Source organism: Alteriqipengyuania sp. (assembly GCF_964222115.1).
Lineage (GTDB): Bacteria > Pseudomonadota > Alphaproteobacteria > Sphingomonadales > Sphingomonadaceae > Alteriqipengyuania.
This window is the reverse complement of the sequence record NZ_CAXQBM010000012.1, coordinates 89200-113847: the sequence shown is the minus strand read 5'-3', so window position 1 is coordinate 113847 and position 24648 is coordinate 89200. Positions and strand designations below refer to the sequence as shown.

The following is a 24648-nucleotide window of genomic DNA, read 5'->3' as shown; positions in this document are numbered from 1 at the left end:
ATGGAAACTCTCGCCCGCCTCGAACAGGTGATCCAGAAGCGTCGCGATTGCGACCCGGAAACCAGCTATGTCGCGCATCTGAAGCACAAGGGCCGCGAGTGCATGGCGCAAAAGCTGGGCGAAGAAGCGGTCGAAGCCGTGGTCGCCTCGCTTTCGGGCAGCGATGAAGAGCTGGTCGGCGAAGCGGCGGACGTGCTGTTCCACCTGATGGTGCTGCTGGCCGATCGGGAAATCGCATTTGGCGATGTGATCGCCGAGATCGAGCGGCGCGAGGGGATCTCGGGCCTGGAAGAGAAGGCCGGCAGGGAGGTTACGCATGCCGATTGATGCCACCGCAGCTTACGACGACAGCAATATCTTCGCGAAGATCCTGCGCGGGGAAATCCCCTCTACCAAGGTCTACGAGGATGAGTGGGCCATCGCGTTCGAGGACATCAACCCGCAGGCCGAGATCCACACGCTGGTCGTTCCCAAGGGCAAGTATGTGAGCTGGGACGATTTTTCGGAAAAGGCGTCGGACGAAGAGATTGCCGGTTTCGTGCGCGCAGTCGGCAATGTTGCCCGCGCCAAGGGGTTGGTCGAGCCCGGCTATCGCCTGCTGGCAAACGTGGGCGCAGATGGCGGGCAGGAAGTGCCGCACCTGCATGTCCATATTTTCGGCGGGCAGAAGCTGGGCCGGATGATCGCCTGATTTCAGGTGTCTGGGCCGCGCGCGGCGCGGCGAACGGCATTCCTTGCGCGATGGGTGCAGCGATTGTGATTGCCGCGCGGACTCGCTTTGCCGTAAAGGCGCGGGGCCTATGACCGACGCATCCGATCCCGTATTGCCAACCCCTCCGGGCGGTGTCTTCGACGGCACGCTGCACCTCTATGCGGTGCGGGTCTATTACGAGGATACGGACCTTTCGGGCATCGTTTATCACGCCAATTACCTGCGCTGGTTCGAACGCGCCCGCTCCGATGTGCTGCGCATGCTCGGGATCGACCAGCGCGCAGAGATCGAGGCAGGGGCGAGGGGAGAAAAGGGGGGAGCCTATGCGGTTGCCGATGTACAATTGCGGTACATCCGTCCCGCGCGGCTCGACGACGATATCGTCATTCATACAAGGTGCAGCGAACTGAAGGCAGCCAGCGTGCGAATGTCTCAGGAGGCGAAGCGCGATGGAGAAACGATCTGCACCGCACATTTTCGCGTCGGCTTCGTCGGTTTCGACGGCCGCCCGCGCCGCCAGCCCGATGCATGGCGTGAAGCGTTTAAAAAAGTTCTCGATACCGATGGGGAGCCTGAATGATCCTTTTTGACCTGCTTGCCGCGACCACTTCGGCCCCGCCGACCCGGCTGGAGCCAATCAAGCTGTTCCTCGACGCGGATATCGTCGTCCAGGCGGTGATGGCGGGCCTGCTGCTGGCATCGGTGTGGAGCTGGATGATCATCATCTCCTTCGCGCTCAAGATCGGCGGCGCCAAGCGGCGTGCGCGCAAGTTCGAGCAGGATTTCTGGGCCTCGGAGAATTACGAGGCCACGCTGGACGCCTATCGCAACCAGGATGTGGCCCCGGCGCGCGTGGCGTGGGCTGCGATCACCGAATGGAAGAAGTCCACCAAGGGCGGCGTGAAGGACGTGCGCGGCGCGCAGGGCCGGATCGCCGCGGTGATGGACAGCCATGTTGCCGAGGAGGCGGACCTGCTCGCGGCGCGGCTCAATTTCCTCGCCACGCTCGGCGCGATTGCGCCCTTCGTGGGCCTGTTCGGCACCGTGTGGGGCATCATGAACAGCTTCTTCCAGATCGGCGCGCAGAACAATTCCTCGCTCGCAGTCGTGGCGCCGGGGATTTCAGAGGCGCTATTCGCGACCGCGATCGGCCTGTTCGCCGCCATTCCCGCGGTGATCGCCTACAACCGCTTTTCCGCCAGCGTGAACCGCTATGAATCGATCCTCCAGCGCTTTGCCGACCGGTTTAACGCGAACCTCGGCCGCGAGCTGGAGCGGGTATAGATTTATGGCGATGGGCGTCCTCAAATCGAAGCGCGGGCGCAATTCGCGGCGCGCGCCGATGGCAGAAATCAACGTCACCCCACTAGTGGACGTGATGCTGGTGCTGCTGATTATCTTCATGGTCACCGCGCCGCTGCTGACCGCAGGCGTGCCCGTGGACCTGCCGGACAGCCGCGCCAGTGCGCTGCCACAGGAAGAGGAGCCGCTGAACGTCGCGATCGACAGCAGCGGAATGATCTTCGTGGGAGAGGATGCCGTGCCGCAAGGCCAGCTGGGGGCGGCGCTGGCTGCCGCGAGCGAAGGCGCGGCCTGCAACCAGCGCGAAGTGATCCTGCGCGCGGATCGTTCGCTCGATTACGGGCTGGTGATGGGCGTGATGGGCGAATTGAACCGCATGGGCTGCAATTCGATCTCGCTGGTCACCAACAGTTCAAGCGAATCGCTCTAGCGCTCGGCAGTTGATGCAGGCGAAATCCTCCCTGGGCCTCGATGCCGTAGCGCTGATTATCGCAGGCGCGCTGCATCTGGCCCTGGTCGCGCTGCTGCTGGTGCAGGGCCTGACGCGCGATCCGATCCCTGTGCCCGAGCGGATTACGGTCAATTTCGCCGAAGAAGTCGGGATGACGTCCGCCACACCCGATCCAGTGCCGGAATCGGCGGCCTCCGTGGCCCCGGAACTGGGCGAGGCCGCGCCTCCGCCGATCGAATACACGCCTCCCCCTCCGATGCCGGAACGGCGGGCGGCCCCCACGCCTACCCCGCGCGAAACGAGGCGTCCCGTGCAGCGGACCGAGCAGCGCCGGGAGACTCGTACTACCCCGACGCCGGCACGGCAGGAGCCTCCGCGCGAAACACGCCGCAGTGGCGGCAGCCGCGTGGGCGACGATTTTCTTGCCGGGCAGGGCAATTCCACGACCACCAGCGAAACGCGCATCCCCGCATCGCAAATCGGCGCGAGCGCGCAGGCAAGCATCCAGGCGGCTTTCATCCGCCAGATCAGGCCGCACTGGAGCGCGCCTTCGGGCGTCGATGTGGAGCAGCTGGTCACGCTGCTGGACTTCGATCTCAACCCCGATGGAAGCCTGAAGGGGCGTCCTCGAGTAAGGGACCAACTCGGCGAGACGGAAGCTAACCGAGCACAAAAACAGCTTCATGCCGAACGCGCGATAAGGGCTGTGCAGCTTGCCGCGCCCTTCGATTTGCCACCCGAATACTATAATGCCTGGAAATCTGTTCGTGGCGCCAGATTCGATAGGAACCTGTGATTATGAAGAACCTCCTTTTCATCCTGGCTCTTGCGCTTGCATCCCCCGCAATAGCGCAAAATGAAGATCTGGGCACGGCACCCCCCGTTGGCGGAGAAGTCGAAACGGTCGAAACGGCTGACAGCGCCACCGAGGAAACCGACGGGATCAGTTTCACCGTTACCGACGAAAACGCGCTCGATAACCTCGCGCTCGCCATCCCCGCCTTTGCCGCGGACCGCGACGTGCCGACCGCTGCCAATGCGCGCGGTACCGCAGCGCTGGGCGAGGAACTCGCCCGCGTGGTCACTGCCGATCTGCAGAACAACGGCCTGTTCGCGCCGACCGGGCCGGATGCCTTGCCCAAGCCCAGCTATCCGCAGATTACCGATCCCGTGTGGGGTACGTGGAACGTGCGCAGGGCAGAGATGCTGGTGCAGGGCTACGTCCGCTCTCGCCCAGACGGCAAGCTGATCGTCGGCTGCTACCTGTACGATGTGGCCCTGCGCGATGAACTGGTCCGCTCCGGCTGGGTCGTCCCCCCGTCGGACTGGCGCCGTGCGGCGCACAAATGTGCCGACCTGATCTATTCGCGCCTGACCGGCGAAAGCCCGTTCTTCGACAGCCGGATCGCCTATATCGCTGAGACCGGCCCCAAGGATAACCGCACCAAGCGGCTGGCGATCATGGACAGCGATGGCGCCAATCACCGTTTCATCACCACGGGCCGCGCGACCGCGCTTACCCCGCGCTATTCGCCCGATTATCGCAAGCTGATGTACCTCAGCTACGTCGATGGCAATCCGCGCATCTACATCTACGATATCGGCACCGGCCAGCAGACGCTGGTGACGCAAAGCGCCAACCCGACCTTCGCCCCGCGCTGGAGCCCCGACGGGCGCTGGGTGCTCTATTCGATGGCGGTCAATGGCAATACGGACATTTATCGCGTCTCCGCCAATGGCGGGCAGAGCGAACGGCTGACCGATGCGCCGGGTATCGACGTGGGCGGATCCTACTCGCCCGATGGCAGCCGGATCGTGTTCGAAAGCGATCGTTCTGGCAGCCAGCAGATCTACATGATGAACGCAGACGGATCGAACCAGCGCCGGATCAGCTTCTTCGGCGGGCGTGCGGCAACGCCCGAATGGAGCCCGCGCGGCGACCAGATCGCGTTCACCTATATTCCGGGCGATTTCAACGTCGCCACCATGAGCCCGAGCGGCGGCAATTTCCGCAAGCTGACCGATGGCTGGCAGGACGAGGCCCCGACATGGGCGCCCAATGGCCGCGTGCTGCAGTTCTTCCGGACGGAGCGCAACACGGGCCGCACCGCAATCTACCAGGTCGATCTGACCGGCGACAACCTGCGCCGCCTGCCGACCCCGGTCGATGCATCAGACCCGGCATGGGGTCCAATCCTGCCGTGAGACGTTGCCAGTATTACACTTGATTTCGTGGGGTCGCACCGACGAACATGAAGGCACTTTTGTGAGGAGAGACCTATGAACGCGCGTATCAGCTTTGCGATCGTCCTTGCCACCACCGTGTCGCTTGCGGCCTGCAAGTCGCCCGCTCCCGAACAGCTGCCGCCCGAGCCGGGCGTGAGCCAGCCGGGTAATGGCGGCAATAATGGCCCGGGCTACGGCGAGGGGACGCAGGAACACTTCGTCAACGCCGTGAACGGCCAGAACGTGATCTACTTCGATACCGATCGCTACAATATCGACACTGCCGATGCGGCTGCGCTGCAGACCCAGGCGCAGTACCTGTCGCAATATCCGAATGTCACCGTCACGATCGAAGGCCATGCCGATGAGCGCGGCACGCGCGACTATAACCTCGCGCTGGGCGAACGCCGTGCCAATGCGGCCAAGAACTACCTCGTCAGCCTCGGCATTGCGGCCAACCGCATTCGCACCGTGAGCTTTGGTGAGGAACGCCCGGTCGCCACGGCCTCCACGCCTCAGGCATGGGCGCAGAACCGTCGCGCGGTGACGGTTGTGATCAACTAGGCGTAAGTCTTGCGAACAAAGAGGGCGGGCGTCCGGACCGGGCGTCCGCCTTTTTATTTTCGCCCAGCCCCCCGCACCTTGCGGCATCGTGCAGGGCCCCTAAACTAGACCAATGGCAAAACCGCGCAGATCGAACGACTGGGGTTTCCCCCGCTGGCGGGGCTATGGCTCCTCTCGCGAGGCGACAACGGTGCGGCTATGCGATCGCCATGGATGCGAGGAGCCGGGCGATTGCCCCGCACCCAAGGCGCCCAATAGCCCGGATCGCTGGTATTTCTGCCAGAAGCACGCGGCGGAATATAATTCCAAGTGGGACTATTTCGAAGGGCTGGAAAAGGCCGAGGCCGAAGAACGCGCGCGCAACGAACGGCGCGACAACGCGGGCTATGCCGAGGCTTCGCATTATGGCTGGGCCGGATCGGGTGATGGATCGCGCTCGGCGGACGAGATGCGCGCACTCGACGCGCTGGAGCTGGAAGCCAATGCGGATTTCGCCGCGATCAAGCGTGCGTGGCGCGAAAAGGCCAAGACCGTGCACCCGGACGTGAAGCCGGGCGACAAGGAAGCCGCCGCCGAGTTCCAGAAGCTGCAGCTGGCCTACGAAGTGCTCAAGGCTGCCGAAGCGCGCAGAGAGTGGCAGGGGTGAGTAGCCCGTTTTATGAGCTACTGGGTTTCTCTCTTCCTTCGGGGAGTTGGGCAAATTGGTTCGCCGGCTTGGCTTCAACTTCAGCAGTTGTCGTGGCACTTTCCGCTCAGTGGATCGCTGATTGCCGACGGAAGGCCGACATAGACCGGGATGAGAAGAACCAAGCGCTGCAAATAGCTCGGAAGCTTTTGGGCGTACTAAATTCATCGCATGATATTTATCGACATTTTTGGGTTGCACCGGATCCAAGATTTCTAGGTATCGATGGAAAAGTGGAACGGTGGCGATCTACCTTCCCGCTAATTGGGGTTGAGCTTGATCCAAGTCTTGCGCTGAACGAGGCGCAGATCAATTTTCTGATGCGATCTCAAGAAGCAGATTTACTAATGCGCGCCCATCGCGAGTTTGGTCGTTATCAAAGTCTAATTTCGACAGTTCATGAATATGCGAATACATACAGACTCATGCGGGACAACGGACCGTCGCCCAATTCTGTATCAGGTGGTGTGATGTCGGCCAACCTGACCAAAGATCAGGTTATGGCAATGATGCCTCGTGTTGCGACGATGGAAGGATTGATTACTAGCATTCGTGAAAGCTCCCTTGAGAATGTCCGGGAAGCTTGGGAAAATTTGAACCACTATGACCGTGCTATGCAAAAGAAATATGGCAAGAGCCTCGTTACTTTTGGCTGGGACGATAAGGTCGGCTCAATGGATGATCTAGGCAAAGAGCTGCCTAGAAATTAGCCGCCGGCTCCTATGGTTCTACACCTAAGCCTAGAGCGAATGGTAGGGGTGACGCCATGTCGGCGCCACCCGCTTTCGATCCGAGTTAGACCGCCTCCAGTGCCTGGTCGAAGTCCGCGATCAGGTCTTCGGCATCCTCGATCCCGATGCTGATCCGCACCAGCGCGTCCGAAATGCCGAGTTGCTGGCGGCGCGCATGGGGCACAGAGAGGTGCGTCATGCTGGCGGGATGGCTGGCGAGCGTTTCCGTCCCGCCCAGGCTGACCGCCAGCTTCGCGACCTTGAGCGAGTCGAGGAAGCGGAAGCATTCCTCTTCGCCGCCCTTGATGAACAGCGAGAAGGTGGAGCCTGCGCCAAGGCAGTGGCGGTCGTAGATGTCCTGCTGGCGGGCATCCTCGATCATGCCGAGATAGCCGAGCCCGTCGACCTTGGGGTGCTGCTTCAGGAATTCGCACACCTTGGCCGCGTTCTCGCCCGCGCGCTGCATCCGCAGTTCCACGGTTTCGAGGCTGCGCAGCAGCATCCACGCGGTGTTCGGGTCGGCGATGCCGCCCATCGTGTTGCGGATCATGCGGACGGGGTTCATCCACTTTTCATCGCCCGCGATGGAGCCTGCGACGAGGTCGGAGTGTCCGCCGACATACTTGGTCAGCGAATAGCACACGATGTCCGCGCCGTGCTCCAGCGGACGCTGCCACAGCGGGCCGAGGAAAGTGTTGTCGATCGCGATCGGGCAGTCGGCGGGAAGCGCAGCATTGCGTGCGTCGCGCACCATCTCGACATCGACCAGCGCATTGGTCGGGTTGCCGGGGCTTTCGAGGTAGATCATGCTGACCTTGCCGCCATTCTCGCTCGCCATGTCCTTGGCCTTGGCGAGCACATCGTCGAACTGCTCGCGCGTGGCGCCCGCGGGGAAGTCGATATACTTCACCCCGAACTTGGCGAGGATCTTGGCGACGAAGCCTTCGGAGGCGGCATAGAGCGGGCCCGAGTGGACGATCACGTCGCCTGCGCTGCAATAGGCCATCATCATCACGCAGATGGCGGTCATCCCGCTGGAGAAGCACAGCGCGTCTTCTGCGCCGTCCCAGATCGCCAGCCGGTCTTCCAGGATTTCCTGGTTCGGCCCGTTGAAGCGCGAATAGACGAGGCCTTCCGCCCCGCCTTCGCGCAGGCCGGTAATGCCTTCGAAGTGGCGCTTGCCCGCAGCCGCGCTTTCGAAGGCGAAGGTGCTGGTCAGGAAGATCGGTGCCTTGAGCGAGCCTTCGGACAGCGCCGGATCGTAACCGTGGCCCATCATCAGCGTGGAGGGCTTCATCTTGCGGCCTTCGATCTTGGTGATCTCGGGCTTCGGCTTGCGGCGCGGAGTGGGGGTTTCGACGGAATCGACGGCGTCGGTCATACAGACGGCCTCCTCAAATGCGCCCCCAGGAAGGCGGGGGCTCGGCTTTCGAGGCAGGGCCGGAGGCGGCCCGTTCCTAACCTCCGCAGGAACGCATCTCCACCGGCTGCCGGTTTTCGAACGCGCCACTACCGCCGACGGTTTCTGCGATCAACTCCTCTCAGGCGAAGATCGCGGCGATCCCCCATACGACCACCACGATCAGGAAGGCCCCGATCACATCGAGCGCGAGCCCTGCGGTAACCATCCGCCCGATCCTGATCCGGCCGGTCGACCACGCAATCGCGTTGGGCCCGGTACCGGCGGGCAGCATGAAGCCCCAGCTCGCTGCGAAGGCGACGGGGATGGCGAGCAGTTCGGGCTGCACGCCCAGCGCGACGATCAGGCTCGCGACTACCGGTACGATGGCAGAGGCGGTGGCGACATTGCTGGCAAATTCGGTGATCAGGATCACCATGGCCACGACGCACAGCGCGACCAGCAGAAGCGGCACGGCGGAGAGCGGCAAGAGCGCGTCACCCAGCCACGTGGCCAGACCGCTCGCCGTCATGCCCGCCGCAAGCGCCAGCCCGCCACCGAACATCATGATGACGCCCCACGGCGCGCGGTTCGCTTCCTCCCAGTTGAGCAGGGCGCGGCCCGTCCCGTCGGGCAGCAGGAACAGCGCGAGGCTGGCCGCGATGGCGATGGTGCCATCGGTCAGCGATCCTTCGGGCAGGATCGGCCCCAGTAAAGGCTGGCCCATCCACAGCAGGAAAGTGATCGCCACCACGGGCACCAGCCGCTTCTCTGGCGTGCTCCAGCTGCGCTCGACCGGGATGGCTGCTCGTGCCGCGCTGGCATCGAAGCTGTGCGCTCCCACGCGCTGCACGCGGGCGATGATGAATGCGGCGAGCGGAATGCCCAGGATCACCACCGGCAGGCCATACAGCGTCCACTGCGCGAAGCTGATCTGCACGTCGATTGTCTGGTCGAGCAGGCCTACCGCAATCGCGTTGGTCGGGGAGCCGACCAGCGTGCCAAGCCCGCCGATGCTGCACGCAAAGGCAATGCCCATCGGCAGCGCGCCCGATAATCCTTCGGTGGATGGCAGTTCTGCACTGCCGACATCACCCGCCGCCAATACAGCCAGCGCGACGGGCATCATGATGAGTGCGGTCGAGGTGTTGGAGATCATCATAGAAAGGATTGCCGCACTCGCCATGAAGGCCAGCAGCAGGCGCCCCGGCCCCGCACGAGGACCGACAAGCCGCAGGATGCCGAGCGACAGCCGCCGGTGCAGGCCGACCCGCTCGATGGCAAGGGCGATGAAGGCGCCGCCCAGCAGCAGGAACAGGATCGGCGAGTAATAAGCGCTGGCAGTCGCTTTCGCGTCCATCACGCTGGCAAAGGGAAGGACGAGGAAGGGCATCAGCGCGGTCGCCGTCAGTGGCAGGGCCTCGGTAATCCACCATGCCGCCATCAGCGCGACCAGGCCGGCCACGATCAGTCCTTCGCGGCTCAGCCCGTCCGGTGTCGGCGCAAATATCGCCAGCAACAGGGCGATCACGCCCACGACAAACCCGACGATCCGTATCATTCCACCTCTCCCGCGAAGATTGATACGCGTTCGTCAGGCGGCGACAAGGGGGCGTTGGCGATGATCCCAACACCGCGTTCAGCTACGATTTAGCGCGATCCCCTAAAAGGCTGTTCATGAAAAGACGTATTTTCCTGACAGGCCTTGCGACGACAGCATTGGTAGCCACCGGGGTGGCCGTTGCCCCGCTCGCTGCGCAGTCCGAACGTTCGACTTGGTCGATCGGGCCGATCATCAAGGGCAAGAACCGTTCGCACCGCATGCCTGCAACGATGCAGCCTACGCGCGAAGGGGCCAGTTTCGACTTTCCTTATCCCACGCCGAGGGCAGGCCATGTCCACTACGTGACGACCCGCAGCGGTTCGCTCGCCAATGCGAAGCGGATCGTCATGCGCTATCGGATCGACGCGGCACCGGGCACGCGCTTCGTGCCAGAGGAAGACCCGCACAACCAGGCCGTCCTGTCGCTCTACTTCCAGCGCGCGGGCGACAGCTGGACGATGCGCACGCCGCGCTATCGCTGGTATTCGCCGGCCAACCAGCTTGTCCCGCTGACGCCGGGCACGCACGAGATCGCGATCGATATGGACGAGGAGTGGATTGCGATGACGCATGAGAAGCGGTCCGCCATTCCGCAGGATTTCCGCATGGCAACCGCCCGCGCAGGCACCATCGGCTTCACCTTCGGGTCGGCCTCGCTGCGTGGCCATGGCGTTTATGCCACCGGTCCGGCGCGGTTTACCTTGCTCGACTTCCGCGTCGAATAGCGCGGGTACTCACTCGGGCAGATCGATGCTCCTGACACGCCAGCGTAATTGCTCTTCGCTGGCACCGGGCACATCGTTGACGCGGCTGAGCACGATCTCGCCGTCTAGTTCCTGCCCGTTCGAGCCGGTGATGGTGACGGGCGCCGTGTAATAGATGGTCCCCGCCGCGCCTTCGATCATACCCTTTGGCGAGGCGACCGTAATTTGCCCGAACCCGTCGAACTGGGCTGCGAATTGCGCCTTGGTCATGCCACGGCGTGCGTCTTGCCGCAGCAGATCGTAAGCCTGGTCGAATTCCTTGAGCTCCAGCGCGCGGATGAAGGAGAGCAGCACATTGCGCGCGCCCCTTTCGCCGCGTTCGGCCTCGCCAGCCAAGGGGGCGGGGGTCAGGTCGGGCGCGCCATCGGTCACGCCGCTCTCCGGTTGCGCGTTGTCGGGCGAAGCGGAGGCGTCATCTTCGGCAGGTGGTGCGTCAGACCCTGTCGCGCCTGCCTCATCCTCTATCGGAGGGGAGGGTGCCGGAGCCTTGGCGGCATCGCAGGCAGCCAGCGAGATTGTGGAGAGACCCATGCAAAGGGCGGCGAAACAGCGTGCAGTGTTCATGCGAATCCAATCCGCTACCGCCCGCCAGGGTTCCGCCGCCCCATTGCAGCTATCCGATTGCAAAAGTTTACTTAGGGGCCAGCACCATCAGCATCTGGCGGCCTTCGAGCCGCGGGAAGGCTTCGACCTTGGCGATTTCTTCGACATCGTCCTGCACGCGGCGCAGCAGGTCCATCCCGATCTGCTGGTGCGCCATTTCGCGCCCGCGAAAGCGCAGGGTGACTTTCACCTTGTCGCCGTTCTCGATGAACTTGTTCACATTGCGCATCTTCACGTCGTAATCGTGCGTGTCGATGTTCGGACGCATCTTGACCTCTTTAATGTCCTGCGTCTTCTGCGTCTTGCGCGCGAGGTTGGCTTTCTTCTGCGCTTCGTAGCGGTGCTTCCCAACATCGAGGAACTTGCACACGGGCGGATCGGCGTTTGGCGACACCTCGACGAGGTTCAGGCCAACTTCGGCAGCGCGTTCGATCGCATCGCGCGTGTTGAGGACACCGATATTCTCCCCGGTATCATCGATGACGCGGACCTTGGGGCTCTGGATAAAATTGTCGTAGCGCGGGCCGCTCTTGGTCGGCGGCTGGAGGGAACGACGGGGGGGGCGTGCTATGGGATGCTCTCCTGATTGATTGATAAACGAGCGCCGTATTTAGGGATTTTTGCGCGGCTGCGAAAGGGTCCTCGCGATTACTTGCGCGATTTCCCTTTGAGCGAAGCGATTATGCAGCGTGTTGTTCCGCCCGCCACAGGGGCAGGCGCACCAGCCGGCCGCGTACGGCACAGGCGGCTTCGATCCTGTCGGCGGGGCTTAGTGCACGGCGAATCGCAGCATGGCCCGCGTCCATTCCACCGGTGAACGTCCCGAATGCGGGCAGGACCATGCGCGGTTCGCGGCTGTCGCTGCGCGCAATCACCGCGCAGGGGCGGCGGATGCGGCGTCCGCGCACGGTCACGTCAAGCTTGGGGTGCCAGTGGCCGGAGAGCTCGCGCCGCGTTTCGCCCGGCTGGGCCTCGTGTCGGCAGACGATCCCGCCGATCTCCAGTTCTTCGTGCAGCGTGCCCCCGCAATTCGTTGCGGCCCAGGCTGCGTCGGACGGACCGTCGTGGTTGCCGGTGATCCAGCTCCACTCGACCCGGGCAGTGAGGGCGCGGAGCATGTCGCACGCGACATCCTCCAGCCGTGTGGCCCCTTCCGCATCGTGGAAATTGTCGCCCAGCGTTACCACCCGCTGTGCCCCGGTTTCCTCGACCCCCTGCGCCACCCGCTCCAGCGTGGCGCGGCTGTCATAGGGCGGTAGCGGCTGGCCATGCTGCGCGAAAAAGCTGGCCTTTTCCAGGTGCAGGTCGGCCACGAACAGCGTCTTCTCGTCCGGCCAGTAGACCGAGCGATCGCTCCGCAAGAGCAATTCCGTTGTGCCGAACGAAAGGGGAACCATTGGCCCCACTTGCCCTGTCCCGACGGGCTTGGCAAGGGATGGCAATCCCCCCCTCGCAACCCAGAGAAGAGCATGTCCGACTGGTCAGCCCAAACGCAAGAAGCCCGCAACTGGTTCGAAAGCCTGCGCGATTCGATCTGTGCCGAATTCGAAGCGATCGAGCGCGAGGCGGGATCGGAGGCCAGCTTCGAGTATACCCCATGGCAGCGGGAGGAGGAGGGGAACGAGAGCCCCGGCGGCGGCGTGCAGGGCCTGATGAAGGGGAAGGTTTTTGAAAAGGTCGGGGTCAACGTTTCGACCGTACAGGGCACGTTCGCGCCCGAGTTCGCCAAGACGATCAACGGGGCACAAGACGATCCGCGCTTTTCGGCGACCGGCATCAGCCTGGTCGCGCACATGGCCAACCCGCATGTGCCCGCCGTGCATATGAACACACGTTTCCTGGTTACCGGCAAGGCTTGGTTCGGCGGCGGGGCGGACCTCAACCCCCCGATCCCCTACGAAGAGGATACCGAGGGATTCCACGCCGCCTTCCGCGCTGCCTGCGCAAAGCACAACCCCACCTATTACGAGCGCTTCAGTAAATGGGCGGATGACTATTTCTATATCCCGCACCGCGGCGTGAATCGCGGGGTCGGCGGGATTTTCTACGACCACCTCGAATGTGCGGACGAAGCGGGGTTTGCGCGTAATCTCGATTTCACGCAGGATGTCGGGCGGACGTTTCTGGAAGTGTTCCCCAAGCTCGTCCGGCGGCGGATGGATACCGAGTGGAACGATGAGGACAAGCGCCGCCAGCTGGAATGGCGCGGCCGCTATGCCGAGTTCAACCTGGTGTACGACCGGGGAACGCTGTTCGGCCTCAAGACGGGCGGCAATGTCGATGCGATTCTCATGAGCCTGCCACCCGAAGCAATTTGGACGTAGCGCGGCCCGGTATCGGTCGAGGCTGAGCCCGTTGCCTTGCGAAAAACAGGCATGGGTAAAAACACGCAATCTTAACCATCGTATTTGTACTTGGTGGACCGTCGTTGCGCATTTTGGCCCTCGGCATTCTTCGAGGGCGATACTTTGCGTGTACTGACTTGCCTCTTTTACGAACATAACCTCGCGCTGGTAGCGCTCGCAGCGCTGCTGTGCATGATCGGTTCGTACGTTTCCGTACAGCTGTTCCGCAGGACGATCGACGCACGCGGGGGATCCCGCTTCCACTGGTGCTTCCTGGCCTCGGTCTGTGCGGGCTCCTCGATCTGGGGGACGCACTTCATCGCCATGCTGGGCTACCAGCCGGGTGTGCCGGTAACCTTCCATGCGTCGCTGACTATCGTTTCGGCTGTCATCGCTATTGGCGGGGTGGGGATCGGCCTGCTCCTCTCATGCCTGCGCAACCGCTGGGTTGCCGCAATCTGCGGCGGCGGAACCATCGGTCTGGCGATTTCCGCGATGCATTATGTCGGCATGTTCGCCTACCGGGCCGACGGGATCGTCGAGTGGCGTCCGGGCTATGTCGCCGCGTCGCTCGTGTTTGCGGTAGTATTCGGCGCGCTTGCGATCGACCGGCTGCGTTTGCACAATCGTTCATCGGCCACGCTGGTTGCGACCGCATTGCTGGTCCTGGCAATCGTCATGCTGCACTTCGTCGGTATGGCAGCGTTCTCGGTCACGCCGATCGCGGATTTCGGAAGTGGCCCGCAGAGCGACGTGTTCTTTGCCATGGCAGCGGCGATTGCGATGGCCGCCTTGCTGATCGTAGGGACGGGCGTTTCGACCTATCTCGTCGAAATGCGCACGCGTGTCGATGCGCAGGACCAGTTGCACCATATCGCGATGCACGATGCGCTGACGGGCCTGGAAAACCGCCATGCCTTTAACGGTAAGCTGCGCCGGCGCTGCCAGCGGCTGGCCCGGGGTGGCCCGCCCTTTGCCCTGCTGATGGTGGATCTCGACCGGTTCAAGCCCGTGAACGACACGCTCGGCCACCCTGTCGGCGACCGCGTCCTAAAGGCAGTCGCAGCGCGCCTGCAGACGGCGGTGCGGGAAAACGACATGGTCGCGCGCATCGGCGGAGACGAATTCGCGATCATTACTGATGGTCTCAGCGATCCGCAAATCGCCGGTCACCTGGCGGAACGGATCGTCGATGTCCTGTCACGCCCCTTCGTCGTCGGAGGGCAGGTTGCCGAAATCGGGGCGAGTGTCGGCATCACTCTGGCGCCCGCCGATGGTAGCGATGCCGAAAGCCTGAACCAGCAGGTGGACGTGGCCCTGTACCATGCGAAGCACGAGGGACGCGGAAGGCACAGCTTCTTCGATCCTTCGCTGACCGAGACCCTGCGCGAACGCCGGCAACTGGAGCAGGATCTGCGCCGCGCCTGCATGCGCGATGAGTTCGAGGTTCATTTCCAACCCGTGCTGGATACCAAGACCCGCAAGTTTATCGGCGCAGAGGCGCTTGTGCGGTGGAAGAGCACCGATCGCGGCGAAGTACCGCCGACGGTATTCATTCCCGTGGCGGAAGAACTGGGCCTCGTTTCCCACATCGGTGCGCTGGTGCTGGATAAGGCGTGCGAGCAGGCGGTCACCTGGCCCGAGGACATCACGGTCGCGGTGAATGTCTCGCCTGTCCAGATGATGGGCGGCAGGCTGGCGAGCAATATCGCGCAGGCGCTGCACCGGACTGGTCTGGCACCGCACAGGCTGGAAATCGAGATCACGGAAACGGCACTCGTTGCCGACGACGAGCTTGCGCTCACGGCATTGCAGGAGGTTCGCAAACTGGGCGTCAAGATTTCGCTCGACGATTTCGGGACCGGCTATTCCTCGCTCAGTTACCTCCACCGTTTCCCGATCGACCGGATCAAGATCGATCGCAGCTTCGTGAACCAGCTTCCGGGCGACCCGGGCAGCGCCTCCATCGTCAGGGCCATCGCCCAGCTGGGCGAAAGCCTGAAGCTGGAAGTGACCGCGGAGGGGATCGAGACCGACGAGCAGTTCGATTACGTCGCCCAACACGGCTGCGGCAACATGCAGGGCTATCTGTTCAGCAGGCCCGTGGATGCGGCAAGCGTCGCGAAACTCTTCGCGGATGCGGCCCCGCGTCGTTCGGCCGCCTGAGGAACCCCATATGCCAATTCAGCGCCTTTTCTACACCAGCAGGATCGTGGAATCCGATGCATCGCGCGGAGTCTCGATCGCTCGCGAAATTGCGCAGACCAGTGCCGCTCGTAACGCGGCGGTCGGGTTGACCGGTTCGCTTGCCTTTATCGACGGACACTTCATCCAGGTGCTGGAAGGCCAGCAGGGCCCGATCGAGGCGACTTTCGAGCGCATCTGCTGCGATTTCCGCCACTGCGAACTCAAACTGATCGATCTCCAGACCGTGCCCGAACGGCAATTCGCCGAATGGGGCATGGCCTGCCTTGTCGACGAAGACGGGTGCGCGGTCGACCGGCATGCCGCGCTGGCCGAAATCAAATTGCTCGCCACACTCAATGCGCGCGAGGCAATGGTGCATATGCGGGACCTGCTCGATGCAGGAGATAGCGCGGCTCTGGCCGCGTGAATACTCTGCGGCCGGGGCGACCCATCGCTATTCCTCAGGCGCGTAGACCCTTACCCAGTCGACCATCATGGCGACATCTCGGGCCTTGATCCGGTCGACCGTGGCTTGCGGCAGCCCGTTATACGGCTCTTCGATCCCGTTGGTCTTGAACGGATAGGCTCCGCCAAGCGCGAAATTGAGGATCAGGTGCTTCGGATTGTCGAAGGACCACTTGCCGTAATGTTCCACCATCGGGCGCGTCACGCGGTACAGCGTGTGGCCATCAACCTGGAACAGCATTTCGTCCTCGGTCCACTCGACCGCGTAGACGTGCCAGTCGGTCACGTCCTCGCCTTCTTCGAAGAAGTACTTGTTCACCAGCGGCGTTTCGCCGGAATAGCCGGGGCCGTGTAGCGCGACGCCGATCCAGTCCTTCTCGCCCACATATTCCATGATGTCGATTTCGCCGATTTCGGGCCAGCGACCGTTGCCGAGCATCCACCAGGCGGGCCACACGCCTTCGGCATCGGGCAGCTTCAGGCGCGCTTCGGCGCGGCCATAGGTGAAGTCGTGCAGACCCTTGGTCTCCACCCGGCCCGAGATGAAATCCGCCTTGCGTTCGGCATGGGGGTCCACGCCCGGCTTATAGACGGGGCGAAGCATCAGCGCGCCGCCATCGGCGCCCTCCGCATCATCGACAATCTGGATGACTTCGGGCGAGTCGAGATAGGCCTGCTGCTCGTTATTGACCCAGAAATCCGTGCCGATGACGATCCACTTGTCGCGATCCAGCTCGGCCTCGTTGAATTCATCCGCCCAGACCAGCACTCGCTCGGTCGGCTCGTGCGCAACGGCTGGCGTGTATGCGAGGCAGGTAGCAGCAGCGAGCCCTGCCAGACAGGTGCGGATCATCAATTCTCTCCCTCTCGTTGTTAACGTTCTCATTGCACGCGATGAGGCGTTTGGCCAGCCCTTCGGCGTTGGAACCGTGCCCCCGGCGCGAACGCACCATTGACGTAGGCGGGGCGAGTGCCGTTAAGGCTGTGGCACGCATCGTCATGCGACGCGTTGGGTCGACAAGAGTTCAGTTTCCGGAGATTTCGATGTTTCGTGCCACCGCCATTGCTGCCGCCGCACTTTTGGTCTCTGCCTGCACGACCACGGAAGGAGGCACGGCCTCGATGGCGGAGCGCCAGGCGTTGGTCCCCCCGATCCTGACCACCGCCCAGGCGATGGACGACCAGACCTTTGCCCGGCCCCAGGTGGCGCGGGTGACGCATGTCGCGCTCGATCTCGACCTCGATTTCGACGCCAACCGGGTCGGCGGCACGGCTGCACTCGATATCCTGGCGGCTCCTGGCGCGCGGGAGATCGTGCTGGACAGCATGATGCTGGAGATTGCCAGCGTCACGGATCGCGCGGGCAATCCCCTGCCCTTCACGATCGGTGACCTGGATCCGGCCAAGGGCGCGCCTTTGACGATCCAGCTCAATGGCGCCGACCATATCGTTATCACCTACCAGGCACCCGCAGATGCAACCGCGCTGCAATGGCTGACGCCCGAGCAGACCGAAGGCGGTGTGCACCCCTTCCTGTTCAGCCAGGGGCAGGCGATCCTCAATCGCACATGGATCCCGACGCAGGACAGCCCCGGCATCCGGCAGACGTGGGAGGCGCGGATTACCGCGCCCAAGCCGCTCGATGTCGTGATGAGCGGCGTTCTGCAGGGCGATCCGGAGGAGATCGGTAACGGGCGCCGCGCCTTTCATTTTCTGATGGACAAGCCGGTGCCGCCGTACCTTATCGCAATTGCTGCGGGCGACATTGATTTCAAGGCGACCGGCCCGCGTTCGGGCGTCTGGGCCGAGCCTGCGACTCTCGATCGTGCTTGGCGAGAGGTCAACGATACCGAAGAACTGATCGAAGCTGCGGAATCGCTCTACGGTGCCTATCGCTGGGGCCGCTACGACATGATCGTGCTGCCGCCGTCCTTCCCCTATGGCGGCATGGAAAACCCGGTGATGACCTTCCTCACCCCGACCTTCATCGCGGGCGACAAGTCTAACAACGGCCTCGTCGCGCATGAGCTGGCGCACAGCTGGTCGGGCAACCTTGCCACCTATGCGAGCTGGCGCGACGGGTGGCTCAACGAAGGTGTGACATCCTATTTCGAAAATCGCATCGTCGAGGAAGTCTACGGGAAGCAGCGGGCAGAGCAGGAATATGCGCTCAGCTACGCATCGCTGGCCGAGGGGATCGAGGAAGCCGGCGCCGACAACCCCAACACGGCCATGCGATCGCCGGATTCCATCAGTCCTTTCGAAACGCAGGGCGTCGCCATCTACGACAAGGGCACGGTGTTCCTTCGCACGGTCGAGAACGCGGTCGGTCGGGACAAGTTCGATGCGTGGTTGACCCAGTGGTTCGACAATCACGCGTTCGAGCCGGTGACTTCGGAAATGTTCCTCGCCGATCTGCGCGCAAACCTGACGGGTAGCGACACGGCACTGGAACAGGGCCTGATACTGGACGAATGGGTCTACGGCACCGGCCTGCCCGCGAATGCGTGGAAGCCCGATCCGCAGGCTTTCGCGGCCGTGGATGGTGCGGTTGCCGCCTATCGGGCGGACGGAACCCTCCCGGTCGCCAGCACGTGGGCTGGCTGGACTGCGGCGGAACAGCGGCGTTTCTTGGAGGAACTGCCCGAGGAACTCTCGGACAATCAGCTCGCCACGCTCGATAGCAAGCTTGGCCTGTCGAAGACCGGCAACAACGAAGTGCTGTTCCTGTGGCTGGAGGCTGCGCTGCGCAACCAGTACGAACCCGCCGTACCGCAAGCCGAACGCTTCCTGGCGCGCGTCGGACGCAACAAGTTCGTGAGCCCGCTGTTCACCGCCCTGAATGAAAGCGCCTGGGGCAAACCCATCGCGCGCAGGATCTACGCGCAAACGCGCGGCGGTTACCATTCCTATACCCGCAGCAGGGTGGACGCGACGCTGGGCTACGATGTTGCCGCGGCGGATGGCAGCTGAAGTTGCCACTCACGCACGCGGCGCATTTTTTTGCGTTGCAATAGATGGTTGTTGACCGCACATTTCGGCAATGTTGCGGCAATACGAACTGGTAGAGCGGGTCAAGGCGTACGACCCTGACGCCGACGAGGCGATGCTCAACCACGCCTATGTCTACACCGTGCAGAAACACGGGACGCAGAAGCGCGCCAGCGGCGATCCCTATTTCAGCCACCCGGTCGAAGTGGCCGGGCTGATGACCGACCTCAAGCTGGACCAGGAGACCATCGCCACCGCGCTGCTCCACGACACGGTCGAGGATACGCTGGCGACCATTGACGATATCCGCGCCAATTTCGGGCCCGAGATCGCGCGTCTGGTCGACGGGGTGACCAAGCTTTCCAAGATCGAGGCGATGCCCGAGAACGAGCGTGCGGCGGAAAACCTGCGCAAGTTCCTGCTTGCCATGAGCGAGGATATCCGGGTGCTGCTGGTAAAGCTGGGCGACCGGCTGCACAACATGCGCACTCTGCATTTCATCAAGAACGAGGACAAGCGGCACCGCATCGCCCGCGAAACGATCGATATCTATGCGCCGCTGGCCGAGCGTATCGGCATGTACGAATATATGCGCGAGATGCAGTCGCTCGCCTTCGAGCACCTCGAACCCGATGCCTACGCGACCATCTCGGGCCGATTAGCGCAGATCCGCGAGCAGGAAGGCGCACAGGTTGATGCGATCGCGCTGGCGATCAAGCAGTCGCTGGCCGAGGCGGGGTTGAAGGTGGAAGTGAAGGGGCGCGAGAAGCAGCCCTTCTCGATCTGGCGCAAAATGGCCGAACGCCATGTCAGCTTCGACCAGGTGACCGATATCTTCGCCTTCCGCGTGCTGTGCGAAAAGCCGGAGGATTGCTACCGCGCGTTGGGCATCCTGCACACCACCTGGCAGTTCATCCCGGGGCGCTTCAAGGATTATATCAGCACGCCCAAGAACAACGGCTATCGCTCGCTCCACACCGCGCTGATCTACGAAGGGTCGATGCGGGTGGAGGTGCAGATCCGCACGCAGGAAATGCACCGGACCAACCATTTCGGGCTCGCCGCGCACTGGGCCTACAAGCAGGCCGACAAGCCAGACGGTCAGGTTGCCTGGCTGCGCGACCTGATCGAGATCGTCGATGCCAGCCACGATCCCGAGGAACTGCTCGAGAATACGCGGCTGGCGATCTACCAGGATCGCATCTTCGCCTTTTCCCCCAAAGGCGCGCTGTTCCAGCTGCCCAAGGGCGCGACGCCGGTCGATTTCGCCTTCGCCGTCCATACAGACCTGGGCGCACAGACCGTCGGCGCGAAGATCAACGGGCGGCACATGCCGCTTCGCACGCCGCTTTCGAATGGCGACGTGGTGGAGATCATCAAGGGCACCGATGTCGAACCGCAGCTGTCGTGGTTGGGCTTCGTCGTGACCGGCAAGGCGCGCGCCGCGATCCGCCGCGCGGTGCGCAACAAGGAGCGCGAAGAGGTCGCCGAGCTGGGCACCAAGCTTTATGACCAGATCGCCGCACGCACGCCCGCAAAGATCGGCAAGAAGGCCCTGCGCGAGGCGCTCAAGCGGCTCGACATGGAGGAAGAGGAAGACCTGATGTACGCCATCGGCGCGGCGCAGATCACCGATCACGAGGTGATGGAGGCGCTGGTGCCGGGGATCACGGCCGGGTTCGAGGAAGACCGCGACTGGATCAAGCGCAACAAGCAGGCAATCTCGATCCGCGGGATCAAGCCGGGCAATGCCTATACCTTGGCCGAATGCTGCCACCCCGTGCCGGGCGACCGGATCGTGGGCCTGCGCCGCAAGGGCGAGAGTGTGGAGGTGCACAACATCAACTGCCTGTCGCTGGCCGACGGGATCGATAATGACTGGATCGACCTCAATTGGGGCAGCCCGACGGGCTCGGCGATCGGTCGCCTGTCGGTCATCCTGTACGACCGGCGCGGCACCATCGCCGAAATGGCCAATATCGTGGCGCGCAACAATGCCGATGTACGCAGCCTGGAACAGGTGCGGGTGGAGAATCCCTTCGCGACTTACGAGATCGACGTGGAGGTGCAGGATCTGGCGCACCTGACCCGCGTGCTCAGCGCGTTGCGCGCCAGCGATGCGGTGGCGCGGGCAGACCGGATATGAGCGGCCTGCTGGGCTACGATCATGTGCAGCTTGCGATTCCGCCCGGCGGGGAAGACCGCACGCGTGCCTTCTTCGTCGACCTTCTCGGGATGCGCGAAGTGCCCAAACCCGATACGCTATCCCCGCAAGGATGCTGGTTCGAAGCGGTGCCGGTGTCGCTCCATATCGGCATCGATCCCGATTTCCGGCCCGCGACCAAGGCACATCCGGCTTTCCTGACCGACGATCTGGCGGGCCTGCGCGCGCGGCTGGAGAACGCAGGGGTTACTTGCCAGGACGACAAGCCGGTTCCCGGGTGCGTCCGCTTCTTTGCCGACGATCCCTTCGGCAACCGGCTGGAATTCGTGCAGCGGTTCTAGCGCCGCACGGCAGGATTTATTCTCCCTCGTCCATCAGTTCGAATGACCGCACGGGTACCGGGATATTGCAGATGTCAGCCCCACCAGCAGGCACGATGAAGAACGGATCGCGGCGGTTGGCGCGCGCCTCTGCGTAGGCTGCGAAGCTGGCGCTCTCGGTGGAGAGGTACTCAAAGCGAGGCTTTTCATTCTCCGGCAAGTCCGCGCCGATGCGGACAGACAGGATCGGGACGCGTCTGGCCGGGTCTTCGTAGAAGCCCAGCGGCCCCTTGCCGCGCGGCAGGTTGGAGAGGTGCTCCATCCCTTCGACGATGCGACCGACGAGCGCGATGTTGCGGTCCAGATGGCGCGGAGCGTGCCCGATCACGGTGTAAAGCTGTGAGGCGTCGCCGGTATCGGGCGAGTAGTTCCGGCCCACGCCGACCATGCCGTAGCAGTGGACGGGCCAAATATCGGACGCCAATTCCCGCCCAGCAGACGCGAGCGGCCAACCCGAACAAAACAAAGCGCCTCCCTCCGAGTAGGTATCCTCGCCCAGGATCGCACGGAGTCTCATCTTGATCCCGTACTCGGCGCTTCCTTCACCCTCAGCCAAGATCCGCGCAATGTCAGCTTCCGGTGTGCGTGCCATTAGCACATCGGTAATGTCGTCATTCGTGCTGACGTAATCCGCCTCGGTCATCACATTGAGGCCCTCGGGCACCGGCTTGGGATCGACGCCCATCTCCGGGTCGGGCTGGCCCCACTGGGTCACGTAGTTGTCCTGCACGCGCAGCACTTCGCTGCCGTCCCAGTATTCGGCGCGGGCGAGGGTGCGGATATTCTCGACCCATCCCTGGCTGAACGGCGCGCCGATCAGCTGGATCACCACTTTGCGCGCGTTGCCCTCGGCATCGGGGGCAAGCGTCATCACGACCAGATCTTCGGGGTCGATGGTCACCCAATCCTCGTACGGGGCAGCATCGACGATCTCGCCCGGAGATGGCGCTGCCGGGGTTTCGACATCCTGTGCGGTGGAGGTTGTGGCAAGCGCGAGCGCGAGTGCGGCGGCAGCGAGCGGGATGGTATGCTTCATGTCTGAAGGTTTGCCACCAAAACCTGCAAACACAAACCCCGCTCGTGCTGAGCTTGTCGAAGCACTGTACTGTCCTCGGGAGCAACCGCACAAAAGAAGGGCGGCCCTTCGACAGGCTCAGGGCGGGCGGATTTGGAAGATCAATCTCCGGTCATGTCTTCCAGCGCATGCATGTCCGCGTCGGACAGGCCGAAGTGATGGCCGATCTCGTGGATCACCACATGGCGCACGAGATGCTCCAGCGTCTCGTCCCCGCGCTCGGCCCATTCGTCCAGGATCGGGCGACGGAACAGGCGGATGCGGGTGGGCAGGTTGCCCGACATCTCGATGCTGCGTTCGGTCAGCGCATGGCCTTCGTACACGCCGGTCAGTTCGAAAGGGTTTTCCATCCCCAGTTCGCGAAGCGTTTCTTCGTCCGCGAAATCTTCGACCGTGAAAACGACATCGCCCATCTGCTCGCGGAAGGTGGCGGGGAGGGTGGCAATCGCCGCCCGGCCAAGTGCTTCCATCTCGTCCAGCGTTATAGGTGTACCGAAGCTGCGCATGGCCTTTGCTCTAGCGCGGACGCTGTGCCTTGCGAAGCATGAGTAACAAAGCTAGGGGCCTGCCCTTCCCAAGCGCTCAAGCTGCAAAGCAGTAGCGCGGACGGGAACGCGGAGCGGTGGCCGAGTGGTCGAAGGCGCACGCCTGGAAAGTGTGTATACGGTAACCCCGTATCGAGGGTTCGAATCCCTCCCGCTCCGCCACCTAGTCTGGTGATTTCCTTCAGACTGAGAATTTGGCCCGCAGGGCCGCGCACTTCGTTCGACCGGGCGGCGCCCTCTCGTCGGTCAGGATGGGAGCTCGAACAAGGCCGCTGCGCCCATTCCCCCGGCGGTGCACATTGATGCGACGACCCAGCGTGCGCCACGACGGCGGCCTTCGATCAACAGGTGCCCGACCTGGCGACTGCCGGTCATGCCGAAGGGATGGCCAAGGGCGATCGCACCACCATTCACGTTCATCCGCTCAGGATCGATCCCCAAAGCGTCCCGGCAATAGAGGCACTGGCTGGCGAACGCCTCGTTGATTTCCCACAAGTCGATATCGCCAACCTTCAGCCCGGCGCGATCGAGCAGCTTGGGGATGGCGAGCACCGGCCCGATGCCCATCTCCTCCGGCGCGCAGCCGACAGCCTGGAAGCCGCGATAGATGCCAAGGATATCGCGCCCTTCGGCTTCGGCCGTTGCGCGGTCCATCAGCACTTGGGCCGATGCTCCGTCCGATAGCTGGCTCGCATTGCCCGCCGTCACATATTGGCCTTGCGCGATTACTTCGCCATCCCGGAAGACCGGCTTGAGCTCGCTTAGCCGTTCGACCGTCGTGTCGGGGCGCACCCCTTCGTCAAGTGCAACCGTAACAACTTCTTCGCCAGTTACCTTATCGGCCTTGTCGCGGAGTTCGCGCGTGACCGTGATCGGGACGATCTCTTCGTCGAAAGCGCCGCATTCCATCGCGTGCGCCGCGCGCCGGTGGCTCTCGGCCGCAAATTCGTCTTGCGCCTCGCGTGTCACTCCATAGCGGTCGGCGACAACTTCCGCCGTCTCGATCATAGCCATGTAGGCGTGAGGCTGCTGCGCCATCGCCGAGATATTGCGCACAGGCCGGGGCGCCTGGGGAATGGCCAGGCTGACGCTTTCCATTCCGCCTGCGAGGCAGACATCGCAATCGTCCGCCATGATCGAGCGCGCGGCGATCGCCACTGCGGACAGGCCCGAGCCGCATTTGCGATCCATCGTGATCGCAGGGATTGTGATCGGCAGTTCCGATGCAAAGACGCACAGCCGACCGAGGTTCGACCCCTGCGAGCCGTGTTGCAGCGCCGTACCGAAATAAAGGTCATCTATCCGTTCGGGATCGATCCCTGCGCGCTCTACTGCGGCGCGCAAAACATGTCCGCCCAGAACGGGGGCCTCGGTCGCGTTGAACGATCCCCTGTTGGCACGACCGACTGCTGTGCGGGCGGTGGCGACGATGGCGGCTTCGCGCACGGTGAGTCTC

The 24648-nt window shown here is 63.2% G+C and carries 26 protein-coding genes and 1 tRNA gene; 18 read left to right on the top strand and 9 right to left on the bottom strand.

The window, feature by feature from the left end:
• From ACEQXE_RS01815 to ACEQXE_RS01770, 10 genes are all read left to right on the top strand, one after another.
• Positions 1-327: a phosphoribosyl-ATP diphosphatase gene (locus tag ACEQXE_RS01815; protein WP_370177177.1), complete on the top strand. Its 327-nt coding sequence runs from the start codon at positions 1-3 to the stop codon at positions 325-327.
• Positions 317-691, top strand: a complete 375-nt coding sequence (locus ACEQXE_RS01810; protein WP_370177176.1) for a histidine triad nucleotide-binding protein — start codon at positions 317-319, stop codon at positions 689-691. Before ACEQXE_RS01815 ends, ACEQXE_RS01810 begins: the two co-directional genes overlap by 11 nt.
• 109 nt (positions 692-800) lie before the next feature.
• Positions 801-1292 carry a YbgC/FadM family acyl-CoA thioesterase gene (locus ACEQXE_RS01805; protein WP_370177175.1) on the top strand — a complete coding sequence of 164 codons (492 nt, stop codon included), beginning with the start codon at positions 801-803 and terminating at the stop codon, positions 1290-1292.
• Positions 1289-1996, top strand: a complete 708-nt coding sequence (gene tolQ / locus ACEQXE_RS01800; RefSeq protein WP_370177174.1) for a protein TolQ — start codon at positions 1289-1291, stop codon at positions 1994-1996. The genes ACEQXE_RS01805 and tolQ overlap by 4 nt, the downstream gene beginning before the upstream one ends.
• 4 nt (positions 1997-2000) lie before the next feature.
• Complete coding sequence (locus ACEQXE_RS01795) at positions 2001-2444, top strand: ExbD/TolR family protein (protein ID WP_370177173.1); 444 nt, start codon at positions 2001-2003, stop codon at positions 2442-2444.
• Between the two features lie 13 nt (positions 2445-2457).
• Positions 2458-3261, top strand: coding sequence for an energy transducer TonB (locus ACEQXE_RS01790; protein ID WP_370177172.1), 804 nt, complete (start codon positions 2458-2460; stop codon positions 3259-3261).
• A gap of 2 nt (positions 3262-3263) precedes the next feature.
• Positions 3264-4670, top strand: a complete 1407-nt coding sequence (gene tolB / locus ACEQXE_RS01785; protein ID WP_370177171.1) for a Tol-Pal system beta propeller repeat protein TolB — start codon at positions 3264-3266, stop codon at positions 4668-4670.
• A 75-nt stretch (positions 4671-4745) separates the two neighbouring features.
• Positions 4746-5255: a peptidoglycan-associated lipoprotein Pal gene (pal, locus tag ACEQXE_RS01780; protein ID WP_370177170.1), complete on the top strand. Its 510-nt coding sequence runs from the start codon at positions 4746-4748 to the stop codon at positions 5253-5255.
• Between the two features lie 112 nt (positions 5256-5367).
• Positions 5368-5901: a J domain-containing protein gene (locus tag ACEQXE_RS01775; RefSeq protein ID WP_370177169.1), complete on the top strand. Its 534-nt coding sequence runs from the start codon at positions 5368-5370 to the stop codon at positions 5899-5901.
• Positions 5898-6650 carry a hypothetical protein gene (locus ACEQXE_RS01770; RefSeq protein WP_370177168.1) on the top strand — a complete coding sequence of 251 codons (753 nt, stop codon included), beginning with the start codon at positions 5898-5900 and terminating at the stop codon, positions 6648-6650. The genes ACEQXE_RS01775 and ACEQXE_RS01770 overlap by 4 nt, the downstream gene beginning before the upstream one ends.
• A gap of 85 nt (positions 6651-6735) precedes the next feature.
• Here the strand turns inward: ACEQXE_RS01770 and ACEQXE_RS01765 are convergent, their stop codons facing one another.
• Together ACEQXE_RS01765 and ACEQXE_RS01760 are read right to left on the bottom strand one after the other, a co-directional pair.
• The gene (locus ACEQXE_RS01765; RefSeq protein ID WP_370177167.1) at positions 6736-8052 is read right to left on the bottom strand and encodes a cystathionine gamma-synthase family protein; all 1317 of its coding nucleotides are present in this window, start codon (positions 8050-8052) and stop codon (positions 6736-6738) included.
• 160 nt (positions 8053-8212) lie between these two features.
• Positions 8213-9631, bottom strand: coding sequence for a DASS family sodium-coupled anion symporter (locus ACEQXE_RS01760; protein WP_370177166.1), 1419 nt, complete (start codon positions 9629-9631; stop codon positions 8213-8215).
• Between the two features lie 116 nt (positions 9632-9747).
• On the opposite strand from ACEQXE_RS01760, the gene ACEQXE_RS01755 reads away from it, so the two are divergent.
• Complete coding sequence (locus ACEQXE_RS01755) at positions 9748-10398, top strand: hypothetical protein (RefSeq protein ID WP_370177165.1); 651 nt, start codon at positions 9748-9750, stop codon at positions 10396-10398.
• 9 nt (positions 10399-10407) lie between these two features.
• Here ACEQXE_RS01755 and ACEQXE_RS01750 read toward each other — a convergent pair whose 3' ends face one another.
• The 3 genes from ACEQXE_RS01750 to pdeM form a co-directional block, all read right to left on the bottom strand.
• The gene (locus ACEQXE_RS01750) at positions 10408-10968 is read right to left on the bottom strand and encodes a hypothetical protein (protein WP_370183074.1); all 561 of its coding nucleotides are present in this window, start codon (positions 10966-10968) and stop codon (positions 10408-10410) included.
• A 100-nt stretch (positions 10969-11068) separates the two neighbouring features.
• Positions 11069-11611, bottom strand: a complete 543-nt coding sequence (gene infC, locus ACEQXE_RS01745; protein WP_370177194.1) for a translation initiation factor IF-3 — start codon at positions 11609-11611, stop codon at positions 11069-11071.
• A gap of 109 nt (positions 11612-11720) precedes the next feature.
• Positions 11721-12437, bottom strand: a complete 717-nt coding sequence (pdeM, locus tag ACEQXE_RS01740; RefSeq protein ID WP_370177163.1) for a ligase-associated DNA damage response endonuclease PdeM — start codon at positions 12435-12437, stop codon at positions 11721-11723.
• 72 nt (positions 12438-12509) lie between these two features.
• On the opposite strand from pdeM, the gene hemF reads away from it, so the two are divergent.
• The 3 genes from hemF to ACEQXE_RS01725 all read left to right on the top strand — a co-directional run bounded on the left by hemF (position 12510) and on the right by ACEQXE_RS01725 (position 15999).
• The gene (gene hemF, locus ACEQXE_RS01735) at positions 12510-13364 is read left to right on the top strand and encodes an oxygen-dependent coproporphyrinogen oxidase (RefSeq protein WP_370177162.1); all 855 of its coding nucleotides are present in this window, start codon (positions 12510-12512) and stop codon (positions 13362-13364) included.
• A 144-nt stretch (positions 13365-13508) separates the two neighbouring features.
• On the top strand, positions 13509-15551 hold the full coding sequence (locus ACEQXE_RS01730; RefSeq protein WP_370177161.1) for a putative bifunctional diguanylate cyclase/phosphodiesterase: 2043 nt from the start codon (positions 13509-13511) through the stop codon (positions 15549-15551).
• A 10-nt stretch (positions 15552-15561) separates the two neighbouring features.
• A complete protein-coding gene (locus ACEQXE_RS01725) occupies positions 15562-15999 on the top strand; it encodes a BLUF domain-containing protein (protein ID WP_370177160.1) in 438 nt (145 codons plus the stop codon).
• Positions 16000-16026: 27 nt separating this feature from the next.
• Here ACEQXE_RS01725 and ACEQXE_RS01720 read toward each other — a convergent pair whose 3' ends face one another.
• Positions 16027-16890, bottom strand: coding sequence for a family 16 glycosylhydrolase (locus tag ACEQXE_RS01720; RefSeq protein WP_370177159.1), 864 nt, complete (start codon positions 16888-16890; stop codon positions 16027-16029).
• 191 nt (positions 16891-17081) lie between these two features.
• Between ACEQXE_RS01720 and ACEQXE_RS01715 the strand changes: the two genes are divergently transcribed.
• The 3 genes from ACEQXE_RS01715 to ACEQXE_RS01705 all read left to right on the top strand — a co-directional run bounded on the left by ACEQXE_RS01715 (position 17082) and on the right by ACEQXE_RS01705 (position 21533).
• Positions 17082-19010 carry a M1 family metallopeptidase gene (locus ACEQXE_RS01715; protein ID WP_370177158.1) on the top strand — a complete coding sequence of 643 codons (1929 nt, stop codon included), beginning with the start codon at positions 17082-17084 and terminating at the stop codon, positions 19008-19010.
• A gap of 70 nt (positions 19011-19080) precedes the next feature.
• Positions 19081-21174, top strand: coding sequence for a bifunctional (p)ppGpp synthetase/guanosine-3',5'-bis(diphosphate) 3'-pyrophosphohydrolase (locus ACEQXE_RS01710; protein WP_370177157.1), 2094 nt, complete (start codon positions 19081-19083; stop codon positions 21172-21174).
• A complete protein-coding gene (locus tag ACEQXE_RS01705) occupies positions 21171-21533 on the top strand; it encodes a VOC family protein (RefSeq protein WP_370177156.1) in 363 nt (120 codons plus the stop codon). Before ACEQXE_RS01710 ends, ACEQXE_RS01705 begins: the two co-directional genes overlap by 4 nt.
• A 16-nt stretch (positions 21534-21549) precedes the next feature.
• Here the strand turns inward: ACEQXE_RS01705 and ACEQXE_RS01700 are convergent, their stop codons facing one another.
• Both ACEQXE_RS01700 and ACEQXE_RS01695 read right to left on the bottom strand, forming a co-directional pair.
• Positions 21550-22608, bottom strand: coding sequence for a peptidylprolyl isomerase (locus ACEQXE_RS01700; protein ID WP_370177155.1), 1059 nt, complete (start codon positions 22606-22608; stop codon positions 21550-21552).
• 140 nt (positions 22609-22748) lie between these two features.
• Entirely contained in the window at positions 22749-23153 is a 405-nt protein-coding gene (locus tag ACEQXE_RS01695) for a metallopeptidase family protein (RefSeq protein WP_370177154.1), read from the bottom strand.
• Positions 23154-23263: 110 nt separating this feature from the next.
• Between ACEQXE_RS01695 and ACEQXE_RS01690 the strand changes: the two genes are divergently transcribed.
• A tRNA-Ser gene (locus tag ACEQXE_RS01690) sits at positions 23264-23354 on the top strand.
• 84 nt (positions 23355-23438) lie between these two features.
• Here ACEQXE_RS01690 and ACEQXE_RS01685 read toward each other — a convergent pair.
• Entirely contained in the window at positions 23439-24638 is a 1200-nt protein-coding gene (locus ACEQXE_RS01685) for an acetyl-CoA C-acyltransferase (RefSeq protein WP_370177153.1), read from the bottom strand.
• Positions 24639-24648: the final 10 nt, after the last annotated feature.

What these genes read in the sequence shown, in the direction of transcription:
- ACEQXE_RS01815 (WP_370177177.1), top strand. Translation starts at nt 1, where the DNA reads ATGGAAACTCTCGCCCGCCTCGAACAGGTGATCCAGAAGCGTCGCGAT.
- ACEQXE_RS01765 (WP_370177167.1), bottom strand. Translation starts at nt 8,052, where the DNA reads ATGACCGACGCCGTCGATTCCGTCGAAACCCCCACTCCGCGCCGCAAG.
- tolB (WP_370177171.1), top strand. Translation starts at nt 3,264, where the DNA reads ATGAAGAACCTCCTTTTCATCCTGGCTCTTGCGCTTGCATCCCCCGCA.
- ACEQXE_RS01725 (WP_370177160.1), top strand. Translation starts at nt 15,562, where the DNA reads ATGCCAATTCAGCGCCTTTTCTACACCAGCAGGATCGTGGAATCCGAT.
- ACEQXE_RS01805 (WP_370177175.1), top strand. Translation starts at nt 801, where the DNA reads ATGACCGACGCATCCGATCCCGTATTGCCAACCCCTCCGGGCGGTGTC.
- ACEQXE_RS01755 (WP_370177165.1), top strand. Translation starts at nt 9,748, where the DNA reads ATGAAAAGACGTATTTTCCTGACAGGCCTTGCGACGACAGCATTGGTA.
- hemF (WP_370177162.1), top strand. Translation starts at nt 12,510, where the DNA reads ATGTCCGACTGGTCAGCCCAAACGCAAGAAGCCCGCAACTGGTTCGAA.
- ACEQXE_RS01795 (WP_370177173.1), top strand. Translation starts at nt 2,001, where the DNA reads ATGGCGATGGGCGTCCTCAAATCGAAGCGCGGGCGCAATTCGCGGCGC.
- ACEQXE_RS01720 (WP_370177159.1), bottom strand. Translation starts at nt 16,890, where the DNA reads ATGATCCGCACCTGTCTGGCAGGGCTCGCTGCTGCTACCTGCCTCGCA.
- ACEQXE_RS01810 (WP_370177176.1), top strand. Translation starts at nt 317, where the DNA reads ATGCCGATTGATGCCACCGCAGCTTACGACGACAGCAATATCTTCGCG.
- ACEQXE_RS01760 (WP_370177166.1), bottom strand. Translation starts at nt 9,631, where the DNA reads ATGATACGGATCGTCGGGTTTGTCGTGGGCGTGATCGCCCTGTTGCTG.
- ACEQXE_RS01775 (WP_370177169.1), top strand. Translation starts at nt 5,368, where the DNA reads ATGGCAAAACCGCGCAGATCGAACGACTGGGGTTTCCCCCGCTGGCGG.
- ACEQXE_RS01750 (WP_370183074.1), bottom strand. Translation starts at nt 10,968, where the DNA reads ATGGGTCTCTCCACAATCTCGCTGGCTGCCTGCGATGCCGCCAAGGCT.
- pal (WP_370177170.1), top strand. Translation starts at nt 4,746, where the DNA reads ATGAACGCGCGTATCAGCTTTGCGATCGTCCTTGCCACCACCGTGTCG.
- tolQ (WP_370177174.1), top strand. Translation starts at nt 1,289, where the DNA reads ATGATCCTTTTTGACCTGCTTGCCGCGACCACTTCGGCCCCGCCGACC.
- ACEQXE_RS01790 (WP_370177172.1), top strand. Translation starts at nt 2,458, where the DNA reads ATGCAGGCGAAATCCTCCCTGGGCCTCGATGCCGTAGCGCTGATTATC.
- ACEQXE_RS01715 (WP_370177158.1), top strand. Translation starts at nt 17,082, where the DNA reads ATGTTTCGTGCCACCGCCATTGCTGCCGCCGCACTTTTGGTCTCTGCC.
- ACEQXE_RS01710 (WP_370177157.1), top strand. Translation starts at nt 19,081, where the DNA reads ATGTTGCGGCAATACGAACTGGTAGAGCGGGTCAAGGCGTACGACCCT.
- ACEQXE_RS01695 (WP_370177154.1), bottom strand. Translation starts at nt 23,153, where the DNA reads ATGCGCAGCTTCGGTACACCTATAACGCTGGACGAGATGGAAGCACTT.
- ACEQXE_RS01700 (WP_370177155.1), bottom strand. Translation starts at nt 22,608, where the DNA reads ATGAAGCATACCATCCCGCTCGCTGCCGCCGCACTCGCGCTCGCGCTT.
- ACEQXE_RS01705 (WP_370177156.1), top strand. Translation starts at nt 21,171, where the DNA reads ATGAGCGGCCTGCTGGGCTACGATCATGTGCAGCTTGCGATTCCGCCC.
- pdeM (WP_370177163.1), bottom strand. Translation starts at nt 12,437, where the DNA reads ATGGTTCCCCTTTCGTTCGGCACAACGGAATTGCTCTTGCGGAGCGAT.